General features: G+C 54.4%; 25 protein-coding genes. 4 read left to right on the forward strand and 21 right to left on the reverse strand.

What is annotated here, in order from left to right; translation table 11 throughout:
- Positions 1-19: 19 nt before the first annotated feature.
- The 16 genes from WJU22_RS25480 to WJU22_RS25555 form a co-directional block, all read right to left on the reverse strand.
- Complete coding sequence (locus WJU22_RS25480; RefSeq protein ID WP_341840985.1) at positions 20-1,087, reverse strand: class I SAM-dependent methyltransferase; 1,068 nt, start codon at positions 1,085-1,087, stop codon at positions 20-22.
- A 23-nt stretch (positions 1,088-1,110) separates the two neighbouring features.
- Complete coding sequence (locus tag WJU22_RS25485; RefSeq protein ID WP_341840986.1) at positions 1,111-2,247, reverse strand: beta-ketoacyl-[acyl-carrier-protein] synthase family protein; 1,137 nt, start codon at positions 2,245-2,247, stop codon at positions 1,111-1,113.
- Complete coding sequence (locus WJU22_RS25490; protein WP_341840987.1) at positions 2,244-2,669, reverse strand: acyl-CoA thioesterase; 426 nt, start codon at positions 2,667-2,669, stop codon at positions 2,244-2,246. The genes WJU22_RS25485 and WJU22_RS25490 overlap by 4 nt, the downstream gene beginning before the upstream one ends.
- Positions 2,670-2,696: 27 nt before the next feature.
- Positions 2,697-3,350, reverse strand: a complete 654-nt coding sequence (locus tag WJU22_RS25495) for a hypothetical protein (RefSeq protein ID WP_341840988.1) — start codon at positions 3,348-3,350, stop codon at positions 2,697-2,699.
- 13 nt (positions 3,351-3,363) lie between these two features.
- Positions 3,364-3,783 (reverse strand): 3-hydroxyacyl-ACP dehydratase, encoded by a 420-nt coding sequence (locus WJU22_RS25500; protein WP_341840989.1) that lies wholly within the window; start codon positions 3,781-3,783, stop codon positions 3,364-3,366.
- Between the two features lie 13 nt (positions 3,784-3,796).
- On the reverse strand, positions 3,797-4,678 hold the full coding sequence (locus WJU22_RS25505) for a lipid A biosynthesis acyltransferase (RefSeq protein ID WP_341840990.1): 882 nt from the start codon (positions 4,676-4,678) through the stop codon (positions 3,797-3,799).
- Entirely contained in the window at positions 4,678-4,935 is a 258-nt protein-coding gene (locus WJU22_RS25510; protein WP_341840991.1) for an acyl carrier protein, read from the reverse strand. The genes WJU22_RS25505 and WJU22_RS25510 overlap by 1 nt, the downstream gene beginning before the upstream one ends.
- A 118-nt stretch (positions 4,936-5,053) precedes the next feature.
- On the reverse strand, positions 5,054-6,274 hold the full coding sequence (locus WJU22_RS25515; protein ID WP_341840992.1) for a beta-ketoacyl-[acyl-carrier-protein] synthase family protein: 1,221 nt from the start codon (positions 6,272-6,274) through the stop codon (positions 5,054-5,056).
- A gap of 81 nt (positions 6,275-6,355) precedes the next feature.
- On the reverse strand, positions 6,356-7,084 hold the full coding sequence (gene fabG, locus WJU22_RS25520) for a 3-oxoacyl-ACP reductase FabG (protein ID WP_341840993.1): 729 nt from the start codon (positions 7,082-7,084) through the stop codon (positions 6,356-6,358).
- Between the two features lie 42 nt (positions 7,085-7,126).
- Positions 7,127-8,680: an aromatic amino acid ammonia-lyase gene (locus WJU22_RS25525; RefSeq protein WP_341843796.1), complete on the reverse strand. Its 1,554-nt coding sequence runs from the start codon at positions 8,678-8,680 to the stop codon at positions 7,127-7,129.
- A 259-nt stretch (positions 8,681-8,939) separates the two neighbouring features.
- Positions 8,940-10,226, reverse strand: coding sequence for a hemolysin family protein (locus WJU22_RS25530; protein ID WP_341840994.1), 1,287 nt, complete (start codon positions 10,224-10,226; stop codon positions 8,940-8,942).
- 26 nt (positions 10,227-10,252) lie between these two features.
- Entirely contained in the window at positions 10,253-10,990 is a 738-nt protein-coding gene (locus WJU22_RS25535) for a ZIP family metal transporter (RefSeq protein WP_341840995.1), read from the reverse strand.
- The gene (locus WJU22_RS25540; RefSeq protein WP_341840996.1) at positions 10,987-11,568 is read right to left on the reverse strand and encodes a phosphatase PAP2 family protein; all 582 of its coding nucleotides are present in this window, start codon (positions 11,566-11,568) and stop codon (positions 10,987-10,989) included. The genes WJU22_RS25535 and WJU22_RS25540 overlap by 4 nt, the downstream gene beginning before the upstream one ends.
- Positions 11,568-11,777, reverse strand: a complete 210-nt coding sequence (locus tag WJU22_RS25545) for a hypothetical protein (protein WP_341840997.1) — start codon at positions 11,775-11,777, stop codon at positions 11,568-11,570. The genes WJU22_RS25540 and WJU22_RS25545 overlap by 1 nt, the downstream gene beginning before the upstream one ends.
- Positions 11,774-12,316 (reverse strand): class I SAM-dependent methyltransferase, encoded by a 543-nt coding sequence (locus WJU22_RS25550; RefSeq protein WP_341840998.1) that lies wholly within the window; start codon positions 12,314-12,316, stop codon positions 11,774-11,776. Before WJU22_RS25550 ends, WJU22_RS25545 begins: the two co-directional genes overlap by 4 nt.
- Before the next feature lie 17 nt (positions 12,317-12,333).
- Positions 12,334-14,355: an LTA synthase family protein gene (locus WJU22_RS25555; RefSeq protein WP_341840999.1), complete on the reverse strand. Its 2,022-nt coding sequence runs from the start codon at positions 14,353-14,355 to the stop codon at positions 12,334-12,336.
- 247 nt (positions 14,356-14,602) lie between these two features.
- On the opposite strand from WJU22_RS25555, the gene glmM reads away from it, so the two are divergent.
- Together glmM and WJU22_RS25565 are read left to right on the forward strand one after the other, a co-directional pair.
- Entirely contained in the window at positions 14,603-15,907 is a 1,305-nt protein-coding gene (gene glmM / locus WJU22_RS25560; protein WP_341841000.1) for a phosphoglucosamine mutase, read from the forward strand.
- 122 nt (positions 15,908-16,029) lie between these two features.
- Positions 16,030-17,157, forward strand: coding sequence for a cysteine desulfurase family protein (locus WJU22_RS25565; RefSeq protein ID WP_341841001.1), 1,128 nt, complete (start codon positions 16,030-16,032; stop codon positions 17,155-17,157).
- Positions 17,158-17,706: 549 nt separating this feature from the next.
- On the opposite strand, the gene WJU22_RS25570 is transcribed toward WJU22_RS25565, so the two are convergent.
- From WJU22_RS25570 to WJU22_RS25590, 5 genes are all read right to left on the reverse strand, one after another.
- On the reverse strand, positions 17,707-18,396 hold the full coding sequence (locus WJU22_RS25570; protein WP_341841002.1) for a DUF3800 domain-containing protein: 690 nt from the start codon (positions 18,394-18,396) through the stop codon (positions 17,707-17,709).
- A 100-nt stretch (positions 18,397-18,496) separates the two neighbouring features.
- Positions 18,497-19,189 (reverse strand): LytTR family DNA-binding domain-containing protein, encoded by a 693-nt coding sequence (locus WJU22_RS25575; RefSeq protein WP_341841003.1) that lies wholly within the window; start codon positions 19,187-19,189, stop codon positions 18,497-18,499.
- Between the two features lie 78 nt (positions 19,190-19,267).
- Positions 19,268-20,389 (reverse strand): sensor histidine kinase, encoded by a 1,122-nt coding sequence (locus WJU22_RS25580; RefSeq protein ID WP_341841004.1) that lies wholly within the window; start codon positions 20,387-20,389, stop codon positions 19,268-19,270.
- 133 nt (positions 20,390-20,522) lie between these two features.
- The gene (locus tag WJU22_RS25585) at positions 20,523-20,825 is read right to left on the reverse strand and encodes a DUF4907 domain-containing protein (RefSeq protein WP_341841005.1); all 303 of its coding nucleotides are present in this window, start codon (positions 20,823-20,825) and stop codon (positions 20,523-20,525) included.
- Entirely contained in the window at positions 20,818-21,840 is a 1,023-nt protein-coding gene (locus WJU22_RS25590) for a hypothetical protein (protein WP_341841006.1), read from the reverse strand. Before WJU22_RS25590 ends, WJU22_RS25585 begins: the two co-directional genes overlap by 8 nt.
- A gap of 259 nt (positions 21,841-22,099) precedes the next feature.
- On the opposite strand from WJU22_RS25590, the gene WJU22_RS25595 reads away from it, so the two are divergent.
- Complete coding sequence (locus tag WJU22_RS25595) at positions 22,100-23,320, forward strand: DUF4270 family protein (RefSeq protein WP_341841007.1); 1,221 nt, start codon at positions 22,100-22,102, stop codon at positions 23,318-23,320.
- Positions 23,321-23,393: 73 nt separating this feature from the next.
- Complete coding sequence (locus WJU22_RS25600; protein WP_341841008.1) at positions 23,394-24,620, forward strand: hypothetical protein; 1,227 nt, start codon at positions 23,394-23,396, stop codon at positions 24,618-24,620.
- The last annotated feature ends 50 nt before the right edge of the window (positions 24,621-24,670 follow it).

Consider the following 24,670-nt stretch of genomic DNA (forward strand, 5'->3'; position numbering starts at 1 on the left):
TGGAAGGGTTTTTAATTGCTTATGCTTTCACGCAACGCAGCAGGGTATAGCTCAGCCCCACGTTGTTGTTCTCCATCACCACTTCCAGCCCGGCCGCACGGATGCAGTCGTAAAACTCATCGGTGTGGTACATCTGGCTGTTGCCGTTGGCGATGGCGGTAAAATACAGCGACGTCTGCTGCAGGCAGAACGCGGCGGATTTGAATTGCTGTTTATTCCAGAAGGGCTCCAGGATGAACACGCTGCCGCCATCGTTGAGCGCTTCGCGGCAACGGCGGAGAATGCTGATGATCTGCTCTTCGGAGAAGCAGTCCAGGAACTGGCTCATCCAGATCACGTCGAAGCCCTGTGCAAAAGGCAGGCTCTCGTCGAGGATGTTCGTCTCGAAGAAGGAAACCCGGTCCTGCAGGCCCGCTTCGTTGATATTCTGGCGCGCTACGTTGATCTGAACGGGCAGGTCCATGATGGTCACATGCACGTCTTTATCGTATCCTGCGCAGGCCATCGACCATTTCCCGGTATTGCCGCCGATGTCCAGCAGCTTTTTGGGCTTGTGCTCGAACACGATGGGCAGCACGCCGGGGAAGGCGAGGTCGGAATAGTAATGGTCGAAGTTGAACCAGCTGGTGCGGGCAGGTTCGGGAAGGATGGAAAGTCCCTGGTAGATGGTTTCCCACGGGCCCAGCTCCTGCAGCCCCGCCGGACGGTTCTCCGTCAGGCTGTCTTGCAGATGGTACATGGCCTTGTAGCACACATCGTGCGAAAAGTCCATATTGATGCGGGTGAGCTCGTCGTTCAGGATGAAATATCCGGTTTTGGAAAGGGTGTAGCGTTTTTCGTTCACCAGCAGCATATCCATGCCCAGGCCCGCTTCCAGCAGCACGCGCAGCGAATACCGGGAGAGGTTCACTTTGGGAAGTATCTCGTCGATGGTGGCGCCTTGCATGCCCGCGTCAGACACGGCTTTGAGGACGCCCATGTCTCTCAGCGCCTTGGAAGCCTGGAAAGCAATGGGTGCAAAAGCCAGCCAGAGGGCCTGTTCTTTCGCCTGTAATGCGGTTTTCGTTTCCTTCGTGAAAAAGTTCATGGGTGATCTGCTTTTTTAATTTTTTACAATGTCACATGGCTGAACACCATCGCGGCATTGCACCCTCCAAAACCGGATGTGGTTTTGAGGAAATGACGGATGGTGCGTTGTTCCAGTTGACTGCTCACCATCAATGGATGGCTGATTCCGGATGATTCAAAGCCGGCGGTCGGCAATACCACACTGTGTTTCATGGCATATATCCCGGCCACCGTCTCTATGAGCCCCGCCGCGCCAAGGGTATGGCCGTAGTTGCCTTTGAGACTGTTGACCGGAACATCCTGCAAACCCGACAAATGGAAAGCCTTCGCCTCCATTTCGTCGTTATACAGCGTGGCGGTACCGTGCGCCGATACGAACCCGATATCCGCGGGCCCCAGGCGGCTCCGGTGCATCGCGGAAACAAGCGCGGAAGAAAGTTCGGCGCCCGTTCTCGACGGACCGGAAATATGATTGGCATCGTTGCTGGAAGCGCCTTCCCCGAGGAGGATGGCTTCGCCGGCCGGCAACAATGTCGTGTCCTTCGTTAAAACGACCGTAGCCGCGCCTTCCCCCAGGGTCACCCCTTTGCGCGCCGCGTCGAACGGGCGGCAGGGCTCGTCGGAAACGGCCTGGAAAGACTGGAAGCCGGACAAAACGAACCTGGTCAGTTCGTCGGCCCCGCAAACCACGGCATGGTCGTATTGCCCGGCGCGGATGAGGCGCTGGGCGATGAGGATGGCGAGGAGACCTGAAATACAGGCGTTGCTCACCACGATGGGCTGTGCGGCCGCGCCAACGGTTTTGGCAACCTGTGCGGCGGTGGCGTGCAGCAGCATGGAGGCGCCGGGCTGGCCGGCTTTCCCCTGTTCCAGCAAGGCGATGTTGCCTTTGGTGGTAGACAGGATGAAGGCGGTGCGCGGATCGCCGATGGGCACTTTCGTGCGGGAAAGCGCGTCTTGGATGCTGAGTACGATCAGCTGCTCGAAACGGGTGTTGTCCGCCAGGCCGGCCGATGCCGCGGCGGGGCGCAGCAGCTCTTCGGGCAGGGCGGAAGCGAAAAAGCCGCCGGGTTGCCGGCGGATACCGCTTTCTCCGGCGAGGAGCCGGTCAAAGTTGGCCTGGGCCGTGAGCCCCAGGGGCGACACGATGTTTTCCGCAGCTACGTACACCTTCGTCATGACAGCCCCCACTGTTTTTTCCATTCCGCAAAAAATGCCGGAACGGTAAGTTGCAGGATGTCGGCTTCCTTGTCGAGGAACACCTGCACGGAGGCGCCCGTGCAAACCACTTCGCTGGTTTCGGCGTTGTACAGGGTGTACTCGAAACGGATCTTGGCGGCTTCCGTAGGGATGTAGCGGGTTTCTACCCGAACTTTATCGCCATACCGCAAAGGCCGCTTGTAATTGCATTCCACGTTCACGACGGGCACCGTGTACCCATGCGCGAAAATGTCGAGATAACGCAACCTGTATTTCGCGCCGAAGGCTTCCCTGCCGTCTTCGAAATACCGGATATAATTGCCGTGCCACACAATGCCCAGCGGATCTGCTTCATTAAACCGGACCAGCACTTCCGCCTCTTCGCTCAATACAGGTTGCATGAATGATGTTGATGTTTTCAATTAAAATTATCCTCCGTAAGTGGATTTCCACTCTTTGTACTTGTCTTTCTCGATGTCGTCGAGGATGGATTTAACGCCGGACAGGTACATGTTGGCATACCCGAAGGCCACGCCGAACTTGCCGCCCATCTTTCCTACCATGCGCTCGGTGAACAGTACTTTTTTGGTTTTCATGTCTACCAGCGTTACGTAGGCCGACATTTCCTTCTTGGTTTTGTTGATGCCTTCCACGAACCAAACGATACCGATACCGGTTTTGCCGTTGAAATCGAACCCTTTCACGAGGGTGGTGATGTCTTCAGGCTTGAGGTGCTGGTAATCGTCGGAGTTGTCGGACAGCAGGTTGTCGGGATCGATTTTCGCGGTCCGTTTGTTAACCGGCCCGATGTCGGTGCTCACTTCGCTGCGGCGGAAAGCTTTGGCAACGTCGAACTTCTTGTATTCGTTCACCACTTTCTGGTTTACTTCCACGAAGTTTTTTTCTACGATCTGATCGGCTTTGGCGGCCGCGTCGCCGATGAGGCGGGTTTTGGTCCAGTCGAGGCCGATCCAGGTCAGCTTGGTTTCCGTGTCGAATACGTCTTTGGCGGTCTGAGCGTTTGCGGCGGATGCGCTAAGGGCGAAAGCGATCACGGGCAAAACGAGATTTTTCAGTTTCATGGTGACTCTTGTTTTATGGTTTTTGGGCGATGAAAATTTTCATGTCGCATTGCGCCAGCGTGCGGCCGTTCAGTTGAACGGAGCCTTTGACCACGGTGGCGTTGAAGAGTTCATGGGTGATAAGGATTTCTGTCTGGAGGGTTGCGCCTGCGGGCGGGAGCTCCAGTATTTCGAGGTTTTGAATGGCGCCGATGAAGCCGAGGGGCACGGGCACGTTGTCGCGCTTCGCGAGAAACCCGACCCTGGCCGCAGCCGTCTGCGCGATATTCTCTACGAGCCCCGGGGCCATGAGCGTTCCGTTTTCGACGAACACGTTGTCGGCCGCCACGTCGAGCTCGGTGCGGATGTTCTTTTCTCCCGCTTCGATGAGCCTGCTGATCATGACGATCGGCGGGCGCTGGGGGATATATTCGGTAATGTCTTCGTGATGCATATGTTGCGTATTGTCAGTCTTTCGACCAGAAATCATAATAATTGAACCATTGCAGCGGATATTTCCGCACTTTCTCTTCCATTACGCTTACAAAATCTTCCATCGACTGGTCTAAACCACCCTGTTTGGCGCCGGGGTATACTTTGGGATCGGTGGCATAGAGGTGATAATGCGTAGCGGTTTCCTTAAAAGCAAAAACGAACGATACGGGCACCCTGAACGTGGAAGCCAACAGGAAAGGCCCTACGGGAAAGCGCGCCGGCTCTCCCAGGAACATTTTCTCCGCCGTCTTGTTGCCGGTCAGGAATCGGTCGGCGTGCATGCATACCAGTTCCTGCTTGCCCAGCGCATCGTTGATGGCGTAAATATGCGAAAGATCGTCTTTCAGTACAATGACATTCACATTCCTTCCGCCCGTTACCCCTTCGAGGTAACTTTTTATTCTTTCGTGTTCCCCGTCGAACATCACGATGTTGATCCGGGTGTTCAACCGGGTGAACAGGTGGCCTGCCACTTCCCAGTTGCCCAGATGCGCACTGAGCATGATGCCGCCCTTGCCGCTGCTGACCATCGCGTGGAGCCGTTCTTCACCATCGAAATCGAAGCTGAAACGATTGGGGATCCCGGCCATCACCACCACTTTGTCTATCAACGTCTGGCCGAATATATAGATATTCCGGTAAACGGACGCTATGGCGCGCCACCGGGGGTATTGTATCTTATAACGAAAAAACCGGTACATAGACCGGGCAGTGTTCCAGGAGAACAGGCAATAATAAACCGAAACGAATACCAGCAGGAAATAAGCCGGACGAATGCCTCCGTAACGCAATACACCAATGAAGATCCGGTAACCGAGCTTATTTCCTTTGGATTTACCCTGCCACGATGGCATTATACCAGTTCTTTTTGTTTAACACGTTCAATGACATAATCATAGAAGTCCTGGAAGGTAACGATGCCCTGGAAGTCTTCCGGTTTCACTTTGAATCCGAAATTGTTCTCGATGGCCACTACCAGGTCAATATAGTCCAGGCTGTCCAGTTCCAGCGTGGCCTTCAGATCGGCCTCGGGGGTAATGCTTTCGGGGGAAACTTCGAATTCGTCCGCCAGAAAAGCATTGGTTTTTTGAATGATCTCCTTGATTTCCATAAACTTTAAGTGTTCCAGATATAGGTTAGATAGCTTTCACTTTGCATCCCATGGGTTCGCATGCGGGCTACGGGGCAAAATTATAGAAAAACCGCCCATAACCGGCCTCATGTCCGAATTATTCCCATTTCCTGACAATAAGGGAGGAGTTAGTTCCCCCAAAGCCAAAGGAATTAGACAAAAATATATTAAAATTTTTATTAAGTGTATTCGTAACGATGTTCAGTTTGGCCGAATCATCGTCGGGGTTTTCGAAATTGATGTTGGGCGCCATGAACCCGTGCTGCATCATGAGCATGGAATACACGATCTCGCTGGCGCCGGCCATCCAGCATTCGTGCCCCGTCATCCCTTTGGTGGAGCTGACCGGCGTGCGGCATTCGCCGAACACGGAATGGATGGCTTTGGCCTCGCTGGCGTCTCCCGCGGGGGTCGACGTGGCGTGGGCGTTGATGTAACCGATGTCTTTGGGCGACAGGCCCGCATCGCGCAGGGCCATTTCCAGGCTGCGGGTGGGCCCTTCCACGCTGGGGTTGCTGATATGCGCCCCGTTGCTGGAGAAACCGTATCCCAGCACTTCTCCCAGGATGGGTGCGCCGCGGCGCTGTGCCGATTCCAGGCTTTCCAGGATGACCGTGGCCGCACCGCCGGAAGGCACGAGGCCGTCGCGGTCGCGGTCGAACGGGCGGGAAGCGCGTGTGGGGTCGTTCTCACGAACGGAAAAAGCGGCGATGGCGTCAAAATTGCCCATGGCGTACAGGTTGATCTCCTGTGCGCCGCCGCAGATCACCGCGTCCTGCATGCCCGAGCGGATGAAGCTATACCCCACCCCGATGGCGTGCGAGCCGCTGGCACAAGCCGCGCTGATGCTGAAATTCACGCCTTTGAGCCGGAAAATGGTGGCAAGGTTCATGTTGACCGTGGAGTTCATGGTCTGGAACACCGACCCCGAGCCCACGAGCATGGTATCTTTCTTTTCGCGGATAATATCGGTAGCTTCTACGACGGGCTTGGCGGAACTGTCGTTCCCGAACAGCAGCCCTACTTCGTTCGAATCCAGGTATTCCTGGTCCATTTTAGCCACGGCCAGGGCTTCCCGGGTGCTCATATAGGCATATTCCGCCTGTTCGGGCATCATGAGCCGGGAGCGCCGGTCCAGCAAGCCTTTCAGCTCCGGACGGTCTACCCACCCGGTCAATCCCGAGCGGTAACCGAACGCTTTGCGATCGGCATCCAGCACGATGCCGGAACGCCCCTGGAAAAGGGATTCCTTCACCGTCTCCAGGTCTTTCCCGAGACAGGAATATATACCTATGCCTGTGATCACTACTCTGTTCATGCGCTGTGTTAATTATCATCGCGGGGCCATGGCCCCGTATTTTTCGTTACTGTTTGATATGCTGCGGAAATGGCTGCCGGGTCAGGAATAAAGACCGCCGTTGATGTTGAGCACTTCTCCCGTGATGTAGGACGCGCCTTTGGACGACAGGAAGGCCACGGCTTCTGCCACTTCTTCGGCCGTTCCGAAGCGTTGCATGGGCACCATGGCGGAAAGCTCTTTTTCGGGCAATCCGTCCGTCATGTCCGTCCGGATGAAACCGGGGGCCACGGCGTTGACGGTTACGTTGCGCTTGGCGACTTCCTGGGCGAGGGCTTTGGTGGCGCCGATGAGGCCGGCCTTGGCGGCGCTGTAGTTCACCTGGCCGGGGGTTCCCTTCAATCCGGAAAGCGACACCATGTTCACGATCCGGCCGTAGCGTTTGAGCAGCATGCCGGTGAGCACGAGCTTGGTGACGTAGAAAAACCCGTCGAGGCTCGCGTCCAGTACGCTTTTCCATTTTTCGGTCGACATCTGGAAAAGCATCATGTCTTCCCGGATGCCGGCGTTGTTGACCAGCACTTCGATCTGTTTGTCTTTATTGGCTTCGAGCCAGGCGCCGAGCACTTCGTTCACTTCGCTTTCGTTCCCTACGTCGAATTTGAGCAGGGTGCCATCGGTGCCTTTCTGGCGCACGGCTTCGAGGGTTTCTTCCGCCGCGGCCGTGTTGCCTTTATAATTGATCAGGATATGGTAGCCCTGTTCCGCCAGTTTGATGCAAACCGCCCTGCCGATGCCGCGGGAACCTCCTGTTATCAATGCGCATTTCATCCGTGTAATTGTTTCTTATGCTGTTGTTTCGTTAAAATATTGCTACTGAACGGAAGATTTCTTCCGCTTCTCCACGGTCGGCTCCGCCACCACGGGCTCGTGCCGCATGAGGTAAGCCTTGATGCGCTGCACGTCTGCATAACGGGGCGCGTCGTCGATAAATTTAGGGAAAATAGCCCTGATGTCCTGATAGATCTTGTGGGTAAATGCGCCCAGGCGGTCCTGGCAGTTGAGGAAATCCACTGCCTGGAGGAGCGTCATCACCTGAACGGTCAGCACTTCGAAGGTATTTTCGATCACTTTGTAGGTCAGCTGAGCCGCATTGCAGCCCATGCTCACGATATCCTGGTTGTCGTTGTTGTTCGGGATGCTGTGCAGGTACATCGGGTAGCTGAGGGTCTGGTTTTCCGCTACGGTAGAGGTGGCGGTGAACTGCACGCCCTGCATGCCGAAGTTGAAGCCCAGCTTGCCGAGGTTCATGAACGGCGGGAATTTGTGGTTCAGCTTGTCGTTCATGAGATAGTTGAGCTGGCGCTCGCTGAGCATGGAAAGCTTCGTCATGGCGATTTTCAGCTTGTCCATTTCCAGGGAGATATAGTCGCCGTGGAAGTTGCCGCCGTGGAACACGTTCTGTTGCCGGTGGTCTACCACGGGGTTATCGCTCACGGAGTTAAGTTCGCCGACGATGATGGTTTCGGCCTGTACGAGGATGTCGTAAATGGGGCCGAGTATCTGCGGAACACAGCGCAGGGAGTAATATTCCTGTACTTTGTCCTTGAAAATCTCTTCTTCCAGTTCTTTGTAGAAGTGATCGGGCCGGTGGCGGATCATTTTGGACCCGGTGAGCATGCCGCGCATCATTTCCGCTACTTTATTCTGGCCGGTATGGCGTTTCACGACGTTGAGCTCGTAGCTGAGGTGATCGTCGAACGCTTCTACCACTTCGTTGATCATGGCGCTGAGGGCGCAGCTCCAGAGGAGGAGTTTGCGCGCTTCGATGAGGTTCACCAGGGCAATGCCCGTCATGGCGGAAGTGCCGTTGATGAGGGCGAGCCCTTCGCGGACGCGCACCGTGAGCGGCTGGAGGCCCAGCTGCTCGAAAACTTCCGCCGCGGGGCGGATTTCGTCCTCATACAACACGTTCCCCTCCCCGATCAGCGCATGGGCCAGGTGGGCCAGCTGAACGAGGTCGCCGCTGGCGCCAACGCCACCGTGCTCGTAAATGCAGGGATATACGTTATGGTTGATGAGGTCGCGGAGGAGGTATACCAACTCGGTATGAACGCCGGAAAAGCCCTGCATGAAACTGCTGAGCCGGGCGATCATCAAAGCTTTGGTGTGGATGGGCGCCAGGCATTTGCCGGCTCCCGAACTGTGGCTGCGGATGAGGTTATACTGCAGCTGCAGCGTATCTTTTTCCGGGATCCGGTACTGCGCCATGGGGCCGAAACCGGTGTTGATCCCGTAAATAAGCTTTTTCGCGGAAAATATCTTGAGAAACTCGAAGTTGTCATTCACTTGCTGTACGGCTGTTTCATCGAGTACCAACTCTTCCCCTTCAAACAATACCCTGTGTACTTCTTCCAAAGAAAGCACCTTACTTCCTAGTACAACCATTATTTTAAATTAAATTATTTGTTTATGTAAAAAAGCGCTCAAAATTAGTATAAAGATGTTTTTTTCCTAATATCCTTGCTTCCTATTTTTAACGGACGGTCAGGGGTTACCATACTCCTTTGGCATTCAACTAGTTACAACTTGCAGTGATAGTAGGTGGCTTCCTGTCGCGTTCAATTCCGGTCTGGCAATACATCCCGAAGTGCCGTTTTGCCGGTCATTTCGGGATGTAAATTTATTACTCTTCTTCAATATTCGCAGGGGGCGTCACCAGAATTTTGTCGATCCGGTGCGCGTCCATGTCCACAATCTCGAAGGTAAAGCGGCGCCATTCCAGCTTTTCGCCGGTTTGGGGAATGTGTTCCAGGTGGTGAAGAATGAATCCGGCCAGGGTATCGAACTCCTGTTCGAACTCGGCCATCTGGTCTTCCATATCGAATTCGGAGAGAAAATCGTAGAAAGGTATCTGTGCGTCAATGAGATAGCTTCCATCCTCCCGTTTAACCATGTTATAATCATCCTGGCCCGTTTCTGGCATATCGCCCACGATCGCTTCGAGAATATCGTTCAGGGTGATCATCCCAAGAAAAGTGCCATATTCGTCAACGATGAACGCGGCGTGGATCTGCGTTTCCTTGAACTTTTCAAGCACCTGGTAAGCGGAGTTGTTTTCGGGGATGAAGAGGGGTTTCTTCATGATGTCTTTCAGCACGGCCACGTTGCCGGCGGTATAGAGGTCCTTGATCGTAAGGATGCCCCGGATATTGTCGATCTGCCCTTCGCAGACGGGGTACACGGAGTGGGGTGCCTGTTTGATCTTGCGCTTGTAGCTTTCCACTTCCTCGTTCACGTCCAGCCAAACGATATCCGTCCGGTGGGTCATGAGGGAAGTGATATTGCGGTCGCCCAGGTGGAACACGCGTTCGATGATTTCCTGTTCGGTTTCCTCGATGGCGCCGGAAGAGGTGCCTTCGGAAATGATCGCCTTGATCTCTTCCTCCGTCACATTGTTATCCGACGAGCGTTTCAGCCCGAAAAGGCTCACCAGTGCCGCGGTGGAGCGGCTCAGCAGCCAAACGAAAGGAAAAGTGAGGCGGGAAATGAAGTACATGGGCTTGGCCACGTTCTTCGCGATAAGCTCCGGATTGGCCAGGCCGATCCTTTTGGGGAACAGTTCGCCGAGCACGAGGGTGAAATACGTAACGCAGATAACGATGATGGCGGTGGCGATGGCATTGGCGTAAGGCACCAGGGACGGCATTTGCATCACGAAGCCCTTTACGTCTTCCTTCAATTGTTCGCCGGAATATAAACCGGTCAAAATGCCGATCAGCGTAATGCCGATCTGGACGGTGGACAAAAACGTGTCCGGGTTGTTGGACAGCTTCAGGGCTGCCCTGGCTTTTTCGTCCCCCTGCTTGGCTGCGCTTTCGAGGCGCGCTTTCCTTGCGGAAACCAGGGCAATCTCCGCCATAGAGAAGATGCCGTTGAGCAAAATGAGGACGAGGATAATGACGACTTCCATAATATATAAAGCCTAAAAATAATTAATTATTCAAATATCAGGGTAACAAAAGCCATACCGAGGCCAATCGCGATGGCCAGCACCTTTCTGCCGCTCAGTTCATGATGTTTGGTGCCCGACTCGTAGAAAATGGTGGTCGAGATATGGAGGAAAGCGCCGATAACGAGCGCCACGATGTAGATCAGCGAATGGGTGACGGCTTCGGACTTGTCTCCCAGCCACCCTGCCAGCAGCGCCGAAAAAGGCGTGACGAGGGAGAAAATGACGAGGATGCGCCAAAGCCTGGCGCGGGATTGCCCGGCGTGGATCATCACGGTGATGAGCGTGAGGGATTCCGGGATCTTATGGGCCATCACGCCCAGCATGAGCGAGGGCAGCGCGGATTTGTCTTCATAATGGAAACCCAGCGGGATGCCTTCCATGAACGCGTGGATGGAAAGCCCCACCAGCAGCGGCGTTACCGCGATGTGATGATGGTGCCCGTCGGCAGCCGGCAGATGGGTATGCCCATGCTCCATGCCGTGGCTCAGCTGCTGGAGGAACACCTGCAGGAAGAACCCGATCACGATGTAAATACCGGCGGAATGCCCCAGCTCGTGGTACACTTCCGGCAGCAGGTGCATGATCGTGACGCCGAACAGGAACGCCCCGGTGAACGCCAGCAGGTAAATGGGCAGGCCTGGACTGATCCGCTTGAATATCACGGGGATCATGCCGCCAAAGATCGTGGCGGCCAGGATGAGTATGAGGTATGCTATGTTCATGTTGTTTTTTCAGGTAATGGCTCCAGCCCGATACGCCTGGTAAAGAACCCTCCGCTCAGCGAGCCCGCCAGGCAGCCCAGCAGCGCCCCGCCGAGGATATCGGTCGGGTAATGCACGCCCACATACACCTGTGCGTAGCAAATAACCGCCGCCCACACGAAAAAGAGCCAGGCCCAGCCACGGATGTAACGCCGCAGGGTTATAAATGAAAACATGGCCAGTCCGAAATGGTTGGCCGCGTGAGAAGATGTGAAACTGCCGCTTTGGGGGTAATATCCCACCATGATGCGCACATATGGGGCAATATTGGGATCGTTGCCCGGGCGCAGCCTGCCTACGGCGCCTTTGAGGAAACTGCTCGCCTGGTCGCACAGGGCAAAGGTCAGGATGAAGAAAACGATCCACCAGAAACCTTTCCAGCCCCAGTTCCAGGTCACGAAAACCATGAGGAACAGGTACAGGGGCGCCCAGAGGTAGGGTTCCCGCATCCAGGGCAGCCAGCTGTCCAGGAAAGGGGTCGCCCATTTACTGTTGATGTTGAAAAACAGGATCAGGTCCCAGGTGAGCAAGGTTCCCATCAGGATGTCGGTTTTTGGGCGATGAGGATCAGCCGCGGAGAATGCGCCTCATCGAAAGTGTTAAAATGATAATCCCCGAACACATCGGTGATCTCGAGCTTCTGCAACGCGAACATCTCCCGGAAATCGGCCAGGCCGAAGGCAGACACCCGCTCGGCGAAACTCGTCCTGAACAGCTTCTTTTTGTCGAGGATACGGATCTCCTTCATAAACTTCCCCCTTCCACCTCGCGGTGGATGTCGAACACCACATCGTCGATCTCCTTGATCTCGTTCGGCACCAGGTGCGCCGCAGCAAAAGGACTGTTCAGGTAATCCAGCACCAGCCTTCCGCCCGGCTTCAGGCTGTTGGTCAGCGTGCGCAGGGCGTTATCGTTCTCGTGCCGCGTCTCGAAATACCCGAAACTGGTAAAAAAATTGAATACGATATCGAAATAGTTGATGCGGAAAGGCAACCGCATATCGTGCTGGAAAAAGCTCAGGCGCTCGTTTTCCAGCTTCCGCGCAGCGGCGATGCTTTCTTCCGACAGATCGATGCCGGTAACGTTGAACCCTTTGTCTGCCAGGTACCGGGCATGCCTCCCGCGACCGCAGGCCACGTCGAGCATCAGCGCGCCGGCGTCCGGGCGCAGGTAATCTACCAGCTTGTCGATGAAGGCAGACGCTTCCCGCTCATCCCTGTTGTTGTACAGCAGGTGATAATACGGCGAATTGAACCAGTCTTTGAACCATTGTTTCGGCACTTCCATTTCGTGTCGGTCGAAAATTATTTCGGTTTTTTATTGTTAAACATCAAATATCGGGATGATTCGTAAAATCCGCGGGTTAATTTCTCCAGTTCCCCGGCAATTTGCGGCTGCACGGCGCTCACGTCTTTCATGGGATCGCCCTCCAGGTCGTACAACCGCATCTTGCCACTGTCCATCCCGATCTCGCAAAAATATTTTTTCCCCATGAGCCCGTAATAGTTTTCGCCGCGGTTATACACCACGAAAGCGTAGCGCTCCCCGGCGAAGGTGGTATCGAGCATGTCCACGCCCATCGTGTAGTTCGTAAAGTCTACCCCGGCCATTTTCGCCACGGTGGGGTACACGTCCAGCAAACTGCTCATCCGGCTGATCCGCTGCGGCTTTGCCATTTTCGGCGCCCAGATGATGCAGGGCACGTGGTCTACGAACGTTCCCATCTCATATTCGGGCAGGGGCATATGCTTGAACGGGTTCAACCGGGCGGAATGATCGCCGAAAAATACGAAAATCGTATTGTCGAGGTACCCGGATTTTGCCGCCAGCTCTATGAGGTAGCCCACGTTGTAGTCGAGGTAGCGCATGGCGTTGAACTGGTCGATCGACAGCCAGCCGGCTGATTTGAAAGCCTTCATGTCCACCTCTTTCCCGGTCACTTTCTTAAAATCGCCCTTTCCGGCGGTGGTGGTATAAGGTTCGTGGTTGTCTGCCGTTTGCAGGAATGCCACGAAGGGCTTGCCGGCCTGGTGGGCTTTCCGGAATATTTCGTCAGACTCAGTAATGAGGTCGAAGTCCGAAACGCCCCACACATCGGCCTTTGGCGCCTTAAAGTAGCCTTCCTCGAAAATCTGGATGCTGTCCACGTTATTGGTAAAAACGGCGCGGATGTTGGCCCAGTTGGTGTTTCCGCCGAGGAGGTAATATTTTTCGTATCCCATGAACTGGTCCATCACCACCCGCTGGTCCACGATCCCGGGGTGGCGCGAGGCGGTTTTGAACTTGCAGATATCGGGGAGGCCGGTGGTAACGCCGAAAACGGTTCGGGCGGTGCTCATGGCCGGTACGTAGAAATGGTCGAAAAACAGGCCTTCATCTGCGAGCTTTTGCAAATTGGGCGTGGCTTTCATGGGATTGTTGAACATGGATGTCATGGCCGCCCCGCCCGATTCGAGCATCACGATGATGACGTTGGGCCGGCCGGCCAGGGAATCGCCTTTTACGAAGCGGGCGTAGTTCAGCGCCGACGCGTCGGGCTTGTCGACCCCGAGGTATTCCGCCACGGGCGCGTAATATTTGCGGGTGAGCTCGATATCGTAGGTATCGTCTTTCACCGAAAAGTTCGACACGAAATACAGTACGGGGTTGAGCGCGAGGGACGTGATCCCGTTGTCGCGCGTGAACATGGCCTGGCTCCAGCGGAGCGGGAAATAGGCGACGTTGCCGTAAATCCCGGCGCCGAACAGCAGTACGAGGGCAACCACCCATGCCGCGAGGCCTTTGGGGCGCACGGGAACGCCTTCCTGGTTGGCGAAATGGCGGAAGATGGAGCGGTACGACCAGATCACGAAGGCCATGAGCAATACGAGGCCGATGGCGCCTTTGATGACGGGGTAGCTTTCCCAGAGCATCCGGGCGTTGGTGCCACGCTCGCCGTGGGCGAGGAACCGGGTGACGGAGGGCTCTATGCGGATGCCGAGGTAGCTGTAATGCCCCAGGTCGGTCACGTAAAATAAAGTAAGGAATGCGTACAGTATGAAAAGATAGGCGAAATGCAGCCTGCGGAGCCACCCGGGGCCGAAGAGGCGGTCGCGCGTGAGCAGCGCCAGCAGGGCGATGGGGGCCATGCAGATGAGGGCCAGGCGCATGTCGAACTTCAGGCCGAGATGCCAGGCTTTGGCGATGGCACCGCTATCTTGAATGGTGGTGGTGAAAAAGAAGAAATAGAAGATCAGGCGCCACGCTACCAGGAAACCGAACAGGTACAAGGTTTGGGTGAAAATATACCGGATGTATCTGGGTATCCGTGACCAAAGCTGAATCATCTTAATAATTGGTTATTCGCTAAACTTATATTCCCGTAAAATTTTATACGTAGCGGCAAATATACACTAATTGCGCCAACATACCGGTCGGCGATCGGCGACCTGACAAAATAGCGGGGCCGATAAATACGGAATCGATTATCTTTGCCATCCTAAAAAAATCCAATAAAGTGGCACTGATTAAATCAATTTCGGGAATTCGCGGCACCATCGGCGGCAAGCCCGGCGAAGGACTTTCCCCCTCGATGTGGTGAAGTTCACCGCGGCTTACGGCACCTGGCTGCTGAAGCAGAACGCGGAGAACAGGAAAGTGGTGATCGGAAGAGATGGCCGGATTTCCGGGGAAATGGTCAAGCAACTGGTCGTTTCCACCCTCAACGGCCTGGGCATTGACGTAGTGGACCTGGACCTCAGCACCACCCCTACCGTGGAAATCGCTGTTCCCCTGGAACAGGCAGCGGGCGGCATCATCCTGACCGCCAGCCACAACCCCCGCGAATGGAACGCCCTGAAGCTCCTGAATTCGAAAGGCGAGTTCATCTCCGGCGCAGACGGCGCCGAAGTGCTCGATATCGCCGAGCGGGAAGACTTCACCTTCGCAGACGTGAACAAACTCGGATCGTACAGGAAAGACGATTCCTACCTCCAGAAACACATCGACCTGGTGTTGAATTACCCCCTCGTAGATAAGGCAGCCATCGAAGCCGCCGGTTTTAAAGTGGTGGTAGACGCCGTGAACTCCACCGGCGCCATCTTTGTGCCCGCCCTGCTGAAGGCGCTGGGTGTGAAGGAAGTGACTACCCTGTTCGACGATGTTTCCGGCAAATTCGCCCACAATCCCGAGCCCCTGCCCGAAAACCTCACCGCGCTCAGCAACGAGGTAGATAAAAGCCAGGCGGATTTCGGTATCGCCGTAGACCCGGACGTTGACCGCCTCTGCTTCGTTTGCGAAGACGGCAGCATGTTCGGCGAGGAATATACCCTGGTGGCCGTGTCCGACTACGTGCTGAAGCACCGGAAAGGCAATTCCGTGTCCAACATGAGCTCCACCCAGGCGCTGAAGGATATTACCCTTAAAAATGGCGGGGAATACCATCCTTCTGCCGTTGGCGAGGTGAACGTCGTGAACAAGATGAAAGCCGTTAACGCCGTGATCGGCGGCGAAGGCAACGGCGGCATCATCGTTCCCGACTTCCATTACGGCCGCGACGCCCTCATCGGCATCGGCCTCTTCCTGAGCCACCTGGCGCAGAGCAAAAAGACGATGAAAGCCCTCCGGAACTCGTATCCGGACTATTTCATCAGCAAAAACAAGATCGAGCTGGACAAAGGCATCGACGTGAAGGAAATCTTCGAAAAGATCAAGGGAAAGTACAAAAACCAGCCCCTGAACACCGAAGACGGGCTGAAAATCGAGTTCGATAAGGACTGGGTACACCTGCGGACGTCCAACACAGAGCCCATTATCCGGATCTATGCGGAAAGCCAGAATGAGACCACGGCAGACAATATCGCCCGTAAGATCATGCAGGATATCAAGGAATTCATATAATTCCTATAGACTTATAGATGGATGAACGGATGGCGGAATTAACTGCCATCCGTTTTTCTTTGTCGGCAATTCCTTAATTTTGTGGCACTTTTTTAATCAAAAACCACCAAACCCGCACGACCTTGGAAAGAATTTATTTCGACAATGCCGCAACCACGGCACTCGACCCGGCAGTTCTTGACACCATGCTGCCGTATATGACAGAAAAGTTCGGCAATCCGTCCTCCATTTATTCATACGGCCGCGAATCGCGGCTGGGCATCGAAAATGCGCGGAAATCCGTCGCAAAGATCCTCAACGCCCATCCCGGTGAGATCTTCTTTACCTCGGGCGGTACCGAAAGCACCAACACGGCCGTTAATGCGGCCATCCGCGACCTGGGATGCCGTCACATCATCAGCTCCCCCATCGAGCACCACGCCACCCTCCACACCGTTGAGCATGTCTATTGCCGCGACGAGGTGCGCCTTTCCTGGGTGAAACTGCTGCCGAACGGGCATGTGGACCTGGAAGACCTGCGCCGCCTCCTCGCCGAAAGCAAGGAACGGACGCTGGTGAGCCTCATGCATGCCAACAACGAGATCGGCAACCTGCTCGACATCCATGCCGTGGGCAACCTCTGCAAGGAATTTGACGCCATTTTCCATTCCGATACGGTGCAGACCGTGGGCCATTATCCCTTCGACCTGCGCAATACGCCGGTACATTTCATCAACGGCGCCGGCCACAAGTTCCATGGCCCCAAAGGCGTGGGCATCCTGTACATCAATGAGAACGTGAAGATCCAGCCCTACCTTATGGGCGGCTCGCAGGAGCGCAACATGCGCGCCGGCACCGAGAACCTTTACGGCATCGTAGGCTTCGCCAAAGCCCTGGAAATAGCGACGGCCAACCACGAAGCGCACAGCGGTTACATCAACGATCTCCGCATGTACATGGCCCAACAGCTGGAGCAGCACATCCCGGGCGTGAGCTTCAACGGCGATCTCCATGGCCGCAGCCTCTACACCGTGCTGAACGTTTCCTTCCCGAAAACGGAAAAAAGCGAGATGCTCCTCTTCAACCTGGACATCAACGGCATCTGCGCTTCCGGTGGCAGCGCCTGCACCTCGGGTGCCGACGCGGGCTCGCACGTGATCCGCTCCCTCAGCAGCGATCCCAACCGCATCGCGGTACGCTTCTCCTTCGCGCACACCAACACGAAAGCAGAAGTAGACGCGGTAGTGACGAAGCTGAAAGAACTGATCTAAGTTTATTTCATTTTGATATCGTGAAAAAAACCGGCGGAATTTTCCTGCCGGTTTTTTTTGTGCATGAGAATTTTGGTTTCAATATTTTGAGTGGAATAATTTTGATATTGAATATTGATTTACTTTTGAATTCACCAGGAAAGTGGTTCAACTTGCATAACTCGTTTCGAACGGGGGGTGCCTGAAAAGGCACGGGGGTTGAGAGATTTTCCTGGCACATTGAAGCAGTTAGAAGGCCCTTCACTTGCATAACTCTTCTCATGAAGGGGGTTGCCTGAAAAGGTACGGGGGTTGAATGTGAGTCTTCTAGCAGCCTCTTTTGAGAAAAATTTGATCAATTTATTGAATCAACTTTTTTCTTATCTTTGAAAAGGCCAAGAAATTGTTCAACCTTCATAAGTTGAATAATTAAAGCCGAAATGGATTGCCAGGTGCAAATCCTCATTTGTTAAAAGATTCTTCAGCTTGCATAACTCTTTCCATAAAGGGGGTTGCCTGAAAAGGCACGGGGGCTGAAGGATCTTTTACGTTTCTACACGTATCCCAAGCCTACATTTCTATTATCTGACCGAACTTGTCTTTTAAGGCATCAAAATACCTGCTTTCGCTTTTTAACAATTTTCGTTGCACTGCCCAGATCATATAATCGGTTACACTTAATTCCAGAGAAGAGCTGCTCAGAAGCATATCCAGCATAAAACGTTCGCCCTCCAATTCCATATGACTTACCGCATTCTTCAATTGAGTCAATCCATGATTCCCACAATTTGCCAGGTATAAATTATGCATGTGCGATTCCCTGATTAAACATTTATTCAACAAGCATTGTAAAACATGAAAATAATAAGCCGTTGAATTTCCATTAAACTGATGCTGGAATGTTTGCAAGTCTTTCTTCGCAATTACTACATGCACTATAAATCCGGAAAGCTTCCTTAGAAATTCAAAGAATTGAATTCTTAATTCAGGATGATCACTTCTGGCATGTAAATACCAGTCGCTTTCTGCAAAAGAATAAATCGAATTATACAACACGTCCGCCTTCATTTTTTGTATAAACTTCGCAATAGCCTTTCGCAACTTCTGTCTATTACAGGTTTCCACTACCCCTATGATTAAGTATGGCTGAAACCCACCTGTTTCCGTGAGTAATTTTCTCCCCTTTCCATAAAAACCGGCATCCCCACTTTCATCGATAAAATAGAATTTGTTCGTAAGATTAACTCCTGCTGTTTCCATCGTTGGTTTTCCAATTAGGAAGAAAATGTAGGAATTAAACTGACGCAAATGCTTGTTCAGTTTATCTATTCCTGAGTGCGGGTATTAATACCTTTTACATTTAAGAATGCCGTGTAATTACGTCGTAAAACTTGTCGCGGTAGCCTTCGCTGATGGGGATGGACTGATTGGCGATCATCACCGTGTTGCGCTCCACGGAATTGATTTTGTTCATCGCCACGAGGTAGGAACGGTGCACGCGCATGAACTTGTCTTTCGGCAAACGCGACTCGAAAGATTTCAGGCTTTTCAGCGTGAGAATGGGCTGGCTGCCCGTGTATATCTTGATGTAATCTTTCAGGGCTTCGATGTAGAGGATGTCTTCGAGGTTCACTTTGATGATGCGGTACTCCGTTTTCACGAAAATGTAATCCGTTTCCGGCGGGCGGGGCGATGCGATGGAACGGTACTCCTGCGCCTTGGTGACCGCTTTGATAAAACGCTCAAATGGAATGGGCTTGAGAAGGTAGTCCACCACATCCAGGTTATACCCGTCCAGCGCGTATTCCTCGTAAGCGGTGGTAAAAATCACCATAGGCGGCCGTTTCAGCGATTTAATGAACTGAATCCCCGTGATGTCGGGCATCTTGATATCCAGGAAAATCAAGTCCACCGGCTCCTGCTGCAAAAAACCCAGCGCCCGGGAGGCATTCGTAAACGCCGTCAACTCCATCTGGAAAGGCGCCTTGGCCGCGAAATCCGCGATGATCTCCAAAGCCAGCGGCTCGTCATCCAACGCAATGCACTTCATCATGTTTCAAAGCGATTTTTAAGTCTGCAATAAATTCGTCTCCCTGCTCTCTGATTGTGATCTCGTGTGCATCTTTGTACATTAGTTCGAGGCGCTTGAGGGTATTCCCCAATCCCACGCCCCCTTTTCCGCCAGGCGCCGCTCCAGCAACCGGTTCCGCACCGTCAGCCGCAACTGCCCTCCTTCCGAAATATCCAGCCCCACGCGGATCCATGCGGGCTCTTCATAACTCACGCCGTGCTTGAACGCATTCTCCACGAACGGGATGAGCAGCATCGGCGCAATGCGCAGCCCTGCCGGATCGCCGGTAACGCTGACTTCGACGGGAATGCTTTTCGCCAGGCGAAGGCGCTGCATGTCGATAAAATCTTCCAGGTAGCGGATCTCGTTGGCCAGGAGCACCTGGTCTTCGTTACTCTGGTAAATCATGTAACGCAATATATTCGACAGCTTCACCAGCGCATGCTCCGTTTCCGGGCTTTGCCGGTGCGCAAGGGAATATACCGTATTCAGACTATTGAACAGAAAATGCGGATTGATCTGCGATCGCAGGAAACGTAATTCTGCATTGAGGTTCGCCACTTTCAGGGCTTCCTTCTGCTGCTCGCTTTTGAACCATTCCATCGCCACTTTGATAAACCCGCCGATGAACAGCACCAGCAAAGTAAACGTGGCCGATTTGCGGAAGATGTCGGGGAAAAGGAACATCCCGGAAATCCCCCGGTCGCGCATTCCCCTGCGGAAAACAGGCGCAGCCGGCATCGAATCATCGCCCAGGATCACCGTTTTCGAAAACGCGACGGCCGAATCATGCCCGAACTGCACGGTATGCCCCGGCCCGGCGGCATCCGCCCAGGCCACTGCAGGCCGCGCCCGCACGGCAAACACGCCTCCGCCGCCAAACCTTCCGGATATGACGAACGGCCGCCCGTCGCGCAAGCCCAGCTGCCGGAGGAACGTGTATTCCACCAACACCTGCTGCAACCCGATCCCCGCCAGCGCCAGCAACACCAGTCCGATGTAAATGCCGATACGCCTGCGCGTGAAGAAACGGGGGATCAATACGTAATAATTCAGATAGAACAGTCCAACGATGAACAGCGTGTTCACCCCTTCCTTCCAATAAAACAAATGATCGTCTACACGGATCCGATATACAAAAAACGGGAAGAGGAACAGCAACACCCAAACCGCGATATGCAAACTAATTACGACGAGCCGGTTACCGAATATTTTCCTCCAAAATACCATAGGTGTGATGCGGCGTAAACTTACGCCACAATAGTCTTAACCAAGTGTTAAAACAGGTTCCCGGGTTCTTAACCAAGTGTTAAAATTACCTAGTGATCTGTAAACTGTCGATCTCGTCCAGGCTAAGCGCGGGCATGGTACCGCTTTCGAGTTTCCGCAGCACGAGGGTGCCTGTCCGGCGTGCGTCTGCCTGTGAGCGGAACGGGTGAAAACCCGGCACCGCGGGGATATGCGCCTGGTAAATCATGGGGCGGCCGCGGTAAGTAATGCGGTATGCCCACCCTTCTTTCCATGGCTCCGTCACCAACCGGTACGGCCGCTCCCTGCACGAAAACAGGGAGCCGGCCGCGGCCAGTGCGAGCAGTATTGCGATGGACTGCCTAGTCATTTTCGTTGTAGGTTGCGTTCGGTTCGAAGAGATAGATATCGTCGAGCTGGAGGCTGCCCGTTCTGCCGGAAGCCACGTGCCCCTTGCCTCCCAGCACGAAAGACACGGCACCGTACCGGGCGGCGCCTTCGAAATCGCGCACCTGCGTCCACCGGTCGGAAACGCCGTCGTATTCCCAGGTGGCTTTGCTGACGCCGTTTCCGGTACCGGTTACCACATAGGCTCTGTTGTTGACTGTGAAGGCCACGGCCTGGGTGGTCACGATGTTGTAATCATCGTCGAACGAGTCGTCGGAAACATTGGCGATCTTATTCTTCTGTGTCCAGTTGTCGGAATCGGCGTCATACATCCACAGGTCGTTTTTTAGTTCGCTGTTGTTGGTGCCGGTTACGATGTAGGCGTTTTTGCCGAGCACGAAAGCCACGGCTTCGGTGCGTTTGCTTCCGCCGAAACTTTGCCGTGCGATCCATTTATCGGCCAGCGGATCGTACATCCAGACGTCTTTCGTGCCGCTGCCATCGCTCCCGGTGGCCACATATCCTTTTCCGTTGACGGTGAAGCTGACCGCATCGCGGCGGGCGAGGTTGATGGAAGGATCGGGGCCCACGAGCGGCGCTTTCTTTTCCCAATAGCCTTTGTCGGGATGGTAGCTCCAGAAATCATTGAGGCGCACCTTGCCGTCGAACCCCGTTCCCACATACGCGTTCTTATCTATGACGAAAGCGGTGGCGCTGCTGCGCGCGGCCGCTGCTGCCGGGAGGCTCGCCGACTGGCTCCAACCGTTGGCCGGATTGTATTTCCAGAAATCACGCAATTGCTTTTCGCCGTCGAACCCCGTGCCCACGTATGCCGTATCGCCGATAACGAATGCCACGGCTTCGGAACGGGGCGAGGCCGACATCTCCGGCAGCTCCTTCCAGTTACCGTTGTTCTCGTCTTCCGTATCGTCACTTTTTTTACATGCCGACAAAAGTACCGCCGCCAGCATCCATCCTAATAATTTTCCTTTCTGCATAGAAATAGTGTTTTAACCCGGTCAAAATTATCCGGCGAACTGTTACAGGTACTTTAAAATAGACGGATCAGTCGTGGGGCATGACCAATCCCGTGTTTTCATCTGCCAGTCAGCCGCTTTTGTCGTTCAGCCCCAAAACGCCCTTTCCCGGCTGGTTTCAGGCGTTGGACGGATAATTCCGGGGAATGATCGATAAAAAACCCCGGGCCGCATATTCCCGTCTTCCGCGTGCGCCTCCGTCTTTTATCATTGCGGCGATATGAAATGGAAACTTCTGGCGATGGCCGCGCTCACCGGTCTTGCGGCTTGTGACAAAAGCGGGTTCGAATACGAGGATGCAGCCCCCGGCGGCAACGTCCGCTACTCGCTCATAGATACGATCGGCATCGGGATGCGCACCATCCAACTCGATTCCGTCCCCTCTTCGGGCACCGGCTACCTGGTAGTTGGCGGATATTCCGATCCCGAAACGGGCCGTATCGATGTGGCAGCCAACTTCCGCGTGGCACGGCCCTATTCATTTCCGGAGCTGGACGACCGCGTTGTTTACGATTCCATCGAAATCATCTTCCGGCCCGACGCCTATTCCTATGGCGATACCCTTCCCGACCAGGAATGGAGTGTTTATCAATTGGCGCGGCCGCTGGAGCTGGACGATGATCAGACACGATTCTACACGCACCATGTATTCCCTCACGCCGCCACGCCGCTCGCCCGGGAAAGTTTCCCCATCCTTCCCCACCGCGGCGATTCCATCCAGCTGCGCCTCCGCGATAATTTCGGGCGGGAGTTGATGGAAAAGATCCGCACCAAATCGGAAGACGTTTCCACCGACGTGCTTTTTCTCGATTACATGAAAGGCCTGCAATTGCGCGCTACGCGCGGCACCGCGGTGTTCCGCGTTCCCGCGGCAGACAGTGCGGTGGTGATGCGGCTGCATTATCACATCTCCACGACCGAAATCGAAAAGTATACTATTGATTTTCCGATCGGCAATCCGGAACTGCAATTCAACGAAGTGCATGTTGACAGGAGCAACACCCCGCTGGCCAGTTTGATTCCCGGGCCGGCGGGCCTCCTGAGCAGCGACGCCGGAAACCGTACCTGGGTACAATCGTTGTCGGGCATGGTGACGCGGCTCGATTTTCCGTCGCTCACGGGACTGCCGTTGCTAGGCAAATATGGAAAGGTGATGCAGGCGACGCTGGAGCTGCGGCCCATCAGTGGCACGTATCCGCAATACGCCCTTCCACCGCGGATCACGTTGTGCACTGCTACCAAAGACCAGGTGGTGACCGATACGCTGTCGACCGTTTCCGGCTATCAATACGGCGACCTGGTGACCGACCTGCTGTATCCCGAAAACACGAAATACGCCTACGATGTTACCACGTATTGCGCGGCCATTGCAAAGGGGGAGACGCCAATTACCAGGGGCTCCTGGCGATCCCCTCTTCCGGCGATTATTACTCGCAGCTGAACCGCCTGGTGCTGGGAGATGCCAAACATGAAGGATACCGGGCTTATTTGAAGATTTATTACCTCTTGTACAAATGATGCGTTTTTATATCACCGCCGGTTTTGTAATGTTTTTGAGTGGCAGCGCCGTTGCACAGAAAGGCGTCAACTCCCTGTATTCCGCTTTCGGTATCGGCGACCTCGACGAGCGCGATTACAGCCGCAACTTCGGCGTGGGAAGCGCCGGCATCGCGCGGCCGTCGGGGCAGTTCCTCAACGAGCAGAATCCCGCGTCGTACAGCGCTTTGCCCATGCAGATGTTTTATTTCGAGGCGAGCATGGCCGGCAAATCCGTCAGCTATCAAACCGCCGACAATACGCAATCGGCCGGCGACATCGCCTTCAAGCGTTTCGCCATCGGATTCAAAGCGCACGAACGCTGGGGGATCAGCGTGGGACTGATGCCTTACAGCCGGATCGATTACAAACTGCTCAATACCACGCCCATCGAAGGCACTTCCGAAAACGTGCGGAACGCGATCGACGGCAGCGGCGGATTGAACCGGTTTTATATCAGTAACTCCGTCCGGATCACGAAAAATTTCAGCGCGGGGGTTTCTTCCGCCGTCATATTCGGGCCCGTCAATACCATAGACAGCCTGGCCAACGACGAAGTGCATACTTCGCAGGACGTGTATTACCGCAACCTGAACTTCACCGCTGGATTGCAATACCAGGGCCGCATCGGCGAATGGACGATCGGGGCGGGCGCCACCTATCGCTTCGGCACCACGCTCAACGGCAGCGGTACGCTTTCCATCCGCGCGGCAGACGAAACCATCCTGTATCAGGACAAAAGCGTGGCGGCATCCTACAAACTGCCCGAGCAGCTTGGGTTCGGGCTCACGGCAACCAGCGGGAACATCACCTGGCTGGCGGATTACAAGCGGCAAAACTGGGAAGGCCTGAATAAAAGCAATACCAATTTCCAATACAAAAATTCGGAGCGATACGCCGGTGGATTGGAGTATACCTTCAAACGGCTGGATTTTTACGGGCGCGAAGCGGAAGGCGCCGTGATCCAGCTCGGTGCGGCGTTCCATAAAAACTATATTTCCGTGAAGAATCAGCCGCTGGAGGATTTCAGTGTTTCCGCGGGGCTTTCGCTGCCCAGCAGAACGGGGCACCTGCGATATTATCTGGGCCTCGAAGGCGGCCAGCGTGGGGTTTCGGCCAAAGGGCTGGTGCAGGAAAATTATCTGAACGTTGTGCTGCATCTTTCGCTGCGCGACAACTGGTTCTATAAACGAAAAGAAATGTAACCGGCCCCGGCGGGTAATCAGTCAAACCACTCTATAAACCTTTATACGGC

It is taken from the genome of Chitinophaga caseinilytica, from assembly GCF_038396765.1.
Lineage (GTDB): Bacteria > Bacteroidota > Bacteroidia > Chitinophagales > Chitinophagaceae > Chitinophaga > Chitinophaga caseinilytica.

Excerpts from the sequence above, each read along its gene's own strand:
- WJU22_RS25480 (WP_341840985.1), bottom strand. The coding sequence starts at position 1,087 with ATGAACTTTTTCACGAAGGAAACGAAAACCGCATTACAGGCGAAAGAA.
- WJU22_RS25485 (WP_341840986.1), bottom strand. The coding sequence starts at position 2,247 with ATGACGAAGGTGTACGTAGCTGCGGAAAACATCGTGTCGCCCCTGGGG.
- WJU22_RS25490 (WP_341840987.1), bottom strand. The coding sequence starts at position 2,669 with ATGCAACCTGTATTGAGCGAAGAGGCGGAAGTGCTGGTCCGGTTTAAT.
- WJU22_RS25495 (WP_341840988.1), bottom strand. The coding sequence starts at position 3,350 with ATGAAACTGAAAAATCTCGTTTTGCCCGTGATCGCTTTCGCCCTTAGC.
- WJU22_RS25500 (WP_341840989.1), bottom strand. The coding sequence starts at position 3,783 with ATGCATCACGAAGACATTACCGAATATATCCCCCAGCGCCCGCCGATC.
- WJU22_RS25505 (WP_341840990.1), bottom strand. The coding sequence starts at position 4,678 with ATGCCATCGTGGCAGGGTAAATCCAAAGGAAATAAGCTCGGTTACCGG.
- WJU22_RS25510 (WP_341840991.1), bottom strand. The coding sequence starts at position 4,935 with ATGGAAATCAAGGAGATCATTCAAAAAACCAATGCTTTTCTGGCGGAC.
- WJU22_RS25515 (WP_341840992.1), bottom strand. The coding sequence starts at position 6,274 with ATGAACAGAGTAGTGATCACAGGCATAGGTATATATTCCTGTCTCGGG.
- fabG (WP_341840993.1), bottom strand. The coding sequence starts at position 7,084 with ATGAAATGCGCATTGATAACAGGAGGTTCCCGCGGCATCGGCAGGGCG.
- WJU22_RS25530 (WP_341840994.1), bottom strand. The coding sequence starts at position 10,226 with ATGGAAGTCGTCATTATCCTCGTCCTCATTTTGCTCAACGGCATCTTC.
- WJU22_RS25535 (WP_341840995.1), bottom strand. The coding sequence starts at position 10,990 with ATGAACATAGCATACCTCATACTCATCCTGGCCGCCACGATCTTTGGC.
- WJU22_RS25540 (WP_341840996.1), bottom strand. The coding sequence starts at position 11,568 with ATGGGAACCTTGCTCACCTGGGACCTGATCCTGTTTTTCAACATCAAC.
- WJU22_RS25545 (WP_341840997.1), bottom strand. The coding sequence starts at position 11,777 with ATGAAGGAGATCCGTATCCTCGACAAAAAGAAGCTGTTCAGGACGAGT.
- WJU22_RS25550 (WP_341840998.1), bottom strand. The coding sequence starts at position 12,316 with ATGGAAGTGCCGAAACAATGGTTCAAAGACTGGTTCAATTCGCCGTAT.
- WJU22_RS25555 (WP_341840999.1), bottom strand. The coding sequence starts at position 14,355 with ATGATTCAGCTTTGGTCACGGATACCCAGATACATCCGGTATATTTTC.
- WJU22_RS25570 (WP_341841002.1), bottom strand. The coding sequence starts at position 18,396 with ATGGAAACAGCAGGAGTTAATCTTACGAACAAATTCTATTTTATCGAT.
- WJU22_RS25575 (WP_341841003.1), bottom strand. The coding sequence starts at position 19,189 with ATGATGAAGTGCATTGCGTTGGATGACGAGCCGCTGGCTTTGGAGATC.
- WJU22_RS25585 (WP_341841005.1), bottom strand. The coding sequence starts at position 20,825 with ATGACTAGGCAGTCCATCGCAATACTGCTCGCACTGGCCGCGGCCGGC.
- WJU22_RS25590 (WP_341841006.1), bottom strand. The coding sequence starts at position 21,840 with ATGCAGAAAGGAAAATTATTAGGATGGATGCTGGCGGCGGTACTTTTG.
- WJU22_RS25595 (WP_341841007.1), top strand. The coding sequence starts at position 22,100 with ATGAAATGGAAACTTCTGGCGATGGCCGCGCTCACCGGTCTTGCGGCT.
- WJU22_RS25600 (WP_341841008.1), top strand. The coding sequence starts at position 23,394 with ATGATGCGTTTTTATATCACCGCCGGTTTTGTAATGTTTTTGAGTGGC.